3 protein-coding genes are annotated in these 3,942 nt (G+C 37.5%); all 3 read right to left on the bottom strand.

The features are described from left to right. Window positions 1-187: 187 nt before the first annotated feature. Complete coding sequence (locus PLK24_RS09315) at window positions 188-1,048, bottom strand: CPBP family intramembrane glutamic endopeptidase (RefSeq protein ID WP_324478473.1); 861 nt, start codon at window positions 1,046-1,048, stop codon at window positions 188-190. A gap of 350 nt (window positions 1,049-1,398) precedes the next feature. After that, window positions 1,399-2,097, bottom strand: coding sequence for a M48 family metallopeptidase (locus tag PLK24_RS09310; protein WP_324478471.1), 699 nt, complete (start codon window positions 2,095-2,097; stop codon window positions 1,399-1,401). 646 nt (window positions 2,098-2,743) lie between these two features. Beyond that, window positions 2,744-3,942, bottom strand: a 1,199-nt coding sequence (locus tag PLK24_RS09305) for an ROK family transcriptional regulator (RefSeq protein ID WP_324478470.1), incomplete at its 5' end; no start/stop codon positions are given.

Here is a 3,942-nt window from a genome sequence, read left to right as displayed (position 1 = left end):
CCACTGCTTAATAAATTCAAGAATCAGGACTTAGCCTCAGTTTATTACAGGTTCGCCTCTACGATTCTTCTCAATTGGCTTTTTATCGTTATTTAATTTTTTTATTTTTATCATTGTAGGGGCAGACCTGTGTGTCTGTCCTAATATTGCCTATTATTTTTTCCCCTTAATATTTTTACTCCAATATTTATTTAACCAATACCACCTTTTCAAAACCACCACGCTTCATTACAAAAGCCACCGTGATCCATAAGGTCGCAGCAAATGCACAACTATAAATCAAAAAAGGGACTCCTTTTATTGGACCGGCAAAAACAAAAAGCGTACTGAAGATATAACTGGCGTGCATGATTACTTCTAAAAACAGACTCTCAGTGTGCTCGTAGACCCGCACCATGAGCACCCGGAAAGCCGTTAGAGCAGCTATCGAAGAAATAAAGTATACCGGGAGAAAGACGGCAGGAGCAACAGGAGCATAAGAGCTCACGCCGACCCAGGTCATCTGGAGCAGATGCCATACTCCCCACAAAATACCAACGATAATCCCAGTGGTCAGGGCATTATATCGTTTTAAAAGTCGAGGAATGGCAAATCCTGTCCATCCCAGTTCTTCAACAAAGCCGCCTACAATTCCCACTATGATACCTGGCAACAAGAGGGGTATTTTATCATTCGTCTTAAGTATAGCCGGGAGAAACTCTGGGGAGAAAATGGAAAGGATAAGGAGTACCAGTACTTGCCAGAAAGGAGCGATTACGAGTGCATCCATATACCAGCGAACACTCGTCCGCCATCGTGACAAACGGAGGAATAATTCACGTAAGCCTGGTTTTCCAGAAAGGAGAATGGTTAATAGTATACTGGCGATTGGTGGACCTGCTAACATTGCCAGGACTGCAATTTGGAAACTCGGGTCGGTCTCCCAGTTAGTACCAGCGAAAAGACCAGAACTCCCGACCAGCAAGAAACCACCAAAAGAGATAGCAAAAGTTAGGATGTAATAGATGATTACTGGGTACCGCTTAATAAAAGGCAGATGATTCGTCATATAGCCCCTCCCTTAAAAAATAAATAATGTTTAAAATCTCTTCACAAACTCACCACTTTTAGTTTTTTTATTTATACTACTTATTAGAGAAAAATGAAATAAACTGAACCATGTAAGAATCACTTTTTTTACTGCATTGATCTTTATGCCATGTCGTAAAATCATTTACGGATGAAAAACCAAGGATTCGACCTACCATTGCATGTGGCTACATGAATCGGACGTGGTAAAGGTTGGGGGGGCAGAAGGGGCGCGGGTTTCTGGTTCCTTCTCCCATCAAGGGAGAAGGAATCTAAATCCGTCATTGCGAGGAACGAAGTGACGTGGCAATCTCATCCATTGCGCTTCCATCAAGAAAGAAGAGCTTCATTTCCCTGATTCAGCTCCTTTTTATAGCTTTTCCACCGAGGCATAAAACCATCCATATACGCCTTAAAACGGCTGTTGTGCCTTGGTTCCAAAAGATGAACCAGTTCATGAACAATCACATATTCCAGACTGTAGTCTGATTTTTTAGCCAGTTCCAGATTCAACCAAATCCTTCGAGGCTTAATGGAACAAGATCCCCACCGGGTTTTCATCTGTTTGATTCGCCATTCTTTCGCCTCAACTCCGATGATTTTCTCCCATTTTTTTATGAGTTCTGGGACCCTTAACTTTAATTGCTCTCGGTACCAATCATTTATGACCTTTTTCCGCTTCTCCCGATCATCATCTTTTGCTACCAAAAGATCGATAAATATTTGATCACGGATTATCACCTTGGGATGTCCAGCATAGTCAACAACCCGCAGCCGATAACTACGACCAGCAAGATAATGGCTTTCACCATTGATATATTCATAGTGTCTCACTGGTTTTTGTTGAAGGAATTTCGCTCGGTGTTTTTCAATCCAGGATAACTTCTCAAGAGCAAATTTGCGGATGGTCTCCAGGTTCATTCGGTAGGGAGCGGAGATTCTCACCCTGCCATCAGGAGGAAGAATTCTCAGATGCATATTTTTTATATCTTTTGATACTACTTCGATTTCAATCGAACCAATCTGCATGCACTGGGTTTTCTCTTTTTTCTTAATAATTCAACCCTCATTTCTATAGTAATTCCAGAATCTTGATTTAAATGATAACATAATCCTTTTATTTTAAATTTTTTGTAAATATATTATCCTGCATTCGATTAAAATCAACTCTCATTCTAAATAAAAATAGGCGAACACATCGGTTCTCCCCTGCGATTCAAATCCATTGAATTGTTTATTTTTTATTTTTTCATTCATATTCCCATTGGGGCAGACCGGTGTGTCTGCCCCAATGGGGTTTGCTCCATTGTCTATCCATCAATTGTACCCGGCATCTCTCCTAACGATTTCATATTGTTGGAATCCAATCGGGTTATGTTGATAACAAAAAGGATATGATTTAATATGGGGGAGGAAAAGAGGAGAATATATTATTGTAGATCTATACAACCAGACGAAGATTTACCACGATTCAAATTTGATTTACTTGATGATGAGATTATAATTTTTAATCTAAATAATCAACCCGTCCAAAATCCTTATTTATTTATTGTAAAAGCTGTTTTAGTTCGGTTTCACTCCCCCAGTCTTTCATCGTTCTTCATTGTTATCCTTCTTTAAAAAATTCAAGAATCAAGGACAGGGCTTTAGTTACTTCTTGTAAAGACTCCTTTTATCAAATCTCTTCCAAAAGATCAGTATTATTTAATAAATAATGTATAGCGCCTACAATACTCGCATCCTTTTTCAGTTCTGATATTTCAAGCTTTGGCATATGTAGAACTCTGTCTTTAATTTCTCCATTAATAAGATCAAGTAGATATTTACCAGCATTAGAAAATCCTCCACCAAAAATAACTATTTCTGGTGTGAGTAGATTAATTATATTCGCTAAAGCCATATTAAAATAACGGAAAGAGCTTTTCAAAATCTCGGTTGCTTCCTGATCACCTTCCATTGCTGCTTGAAAAACGGTTCGGCCGGTAATTTTGTCCTGGTCACCTTGTACTAATTCAAGGATTCTTGATTGAGGGTTTTCTTTAACTTTTTCCAGACCTTTATTTTGTAATGCATATCCAGAAATTCTTTTTTCTAAACATCCAAATTCATACGGCTTTACTGTATTATTCATAAATTCTTGAAGACTTGAATAAAAATAGCCAAATTCTCCAGCTGAGTTGTTCATTCCAAAATAAATATTGCCATCAATCATAAACGAACATCCTAAGCCATATGCAAAATCGATGTATAATACGTTTTTATACTCTTTCGCTTTTCCTGCTACTTTTTCTCCAAGCAAAGAAAGCTTAGTCGAGTGGTTTATGATCACAGGAACATGATATTCAGATTCAAAATAGTTCTTTATATCTGCTCCTTCGTTTTGGGTGTTTACTGGGGACCATTTCAGTTCTTTTCCTCGCTCGGTATAAACTCCTGGTGCAATGCATGATATTTTAAAAATGAGGCTCGGTTCGATTTTTAAGTTATTTATCAATAAATGAATAAGATCTTTGGCGATTTCAAGTTTATCGTTTAATCGATCTTGTTTTTTAAATTTTTCGTTCGCTTTATCGAGGATATTTCCTTTTAAGTCTGAAATGGCAACCGTACAGTCTTCTCTTCCTAAATCGGTCGCAACAATATATTTCCTTAAATTATTAAAGCTGATTAGAATTGGTTTTCTTCCTCCTTTTGATTCGCCAATTCCAATTTCATTAATAATTTCTCTTTGAAGTAAATAATCTATAAGGTTTGAAACCGTAGGCTTAGATATTTTGGTAATCCTAACGATGTCGGCTCTTGATAGTGGTTCATGTTTGATAATGGTATTCAGAATTAGGTTTAAATTATTTTTTTTAACGTCTCTTTGTGATT

Origin of the sequence: Atribacter sp. (genome assembly GCF_035418125.1) — a bacterium.
In the GTDB taxonomy this organism is placed as follows: Bacteria; Atribacterota; Atribacteria; order Atribacterales; family Atribacteraceae; genus Atribacter; species Atribacter allofermentans.
Note: the sequence above shows the minus strand (reverse complement) of the source record. Positions and strands in the feature narration are given on the sequence as shown.

Excerpts from the sequence above, each read along its gene's own strand:
- PLK24_RS09315 (WP_324478473.1), bottom strand. The coding sequence starts at position 1,048 with ATGACGAATCATCTGCCTTTTATTAAGCGGTACCCAGTAATCATCTAT.
- PLK24_RS09310 (WP_324478471.1), bottom strand. The coding sequence starts at position 2,097 with ATGCAGATTGGTTCGATTGAAATCGAAGTAGTATCAAAAGATATAAAA.